The 1,194-nt window shown below is 65.0% G+C and carries 1 protein-coding gene; it reads left to right on the forward strand.

Going from position 1 to position 1,194, the window contains the following annotated elements:
* Positions 1 to 4: 4 nt before the first annotated feature.
* Positions 5 to 1,194, forward strand: a 1,190-nt coding sequence (gene tuf, locus GJ654_RS20645; RefSeq protein ID WP_155448059.1) for an elongation factor Tu, incomplete at its 3' end; no start/stop codon positions are given.

The raw sequence follows: 1,194 nt of genomic DNA on the forward strand, positions 1-1,194 counted from the left end.
GGCCATGGCCAAGGAAAAATTTACGCGTAGCAAGCCGCACTGCAACATCGGCACCATCGGTCACGTCGACCACGGCAAGACCTCGCTGACCGCCGCCATCACCAAGGTGCTGGCGGAGACCTCGGGCGGCGCCACGTTCACGGCGTATGACCAGATCGACAAGGCGCCGGAAGAAAAGGCCCGCGGCATCACCATTTCGACCGCCCACGTCGAATACGAGACCGCCAACCGCCACTATGCGCACGTCGACTGCCCCGGCCACGCCGACTATGTGAAGAACATGATCACCGGCGCGGCGCAGATGGACGGCGCGATCCTGGTGTGCTCGGCCGCCGACGGCCCGATGCCGCAGACCCGCGAGCACATCCTGCTCGCCCGTCAGGTCGGCGTGCCCGCGCTCGTCGTGTTCCTCAACAAGGTCGACCTCGTCGACGATCCGGAACTGCTTGAGCTCGTCGAGCTCGAAGTCCGCGAACTCCTGTCCAAGTACGAGTTCCCCGGCGACGACATTCCGATCACCAAGGGCTCGGCCAAGGTGGCGCTCGACAACGGCGATCCGGAAATCGGCTCCAAGGCGATTCTCGCGCTGATGAAGACGGTCGACGAGTACATTCCGCAGCCGGAGCGTCCGATCGACCAGCCCTTCCTGATGCCGGTCGAAGACGTGTTCTCGATCTCGGGCCGCGGCACCGTGGTGACCGGCCGCGTCGAGCGCGGCATCGTCAAGGTCGGCGAGGAAGTCGAGATCGTCGGCCTGAAGCCGACCGTCAAGACCACCGTCACCGGCGTGGAAATGTTCCGCAAGCTGCTGGACCAGGGCCAGGCGGGCGACAACGTCGGCTGCCTGCTGCGCGGCACCAAGCGCGAAGACGTGGAGCGCGGCCAGGTGCTGTGCAAGCCCGGCTCCGTGAAGCCGCACACCAAGTTCAAGGCTGAGGCGTACATCCTCACCAAGGAAGAGGGCGGCCGCCACACCCCGTTCTTCACCAACTACCGTCCGCAGTTCTATTTCCGCACCACCGACGTGACGGGCGTGTGCTCGCTCCCCGAGGGCACGGAAATGGTGATGCCGGGCGACAACATTTCGATGGAAGTCCAGCTGATCGTTCCGATCGCGATGGAAGAGAAGCTGCGCTTCGCCATCCGCGAAGGCGGCCGCACCGTTGGCGCGGGCGTCGTCGCTTCGATCATCGA

This window comes from Rhodoblastus acidophilus (assembly GCF_009720655.1).
In the GTDB taxonomy this organism is placed as follows: Bacteria; Pseudomonadota; Alphaproteobacteria; order Rhizobiales; family Beijerinckiaceae; genus Rhodoblastus; species Rhodoblastus acidophilus_A.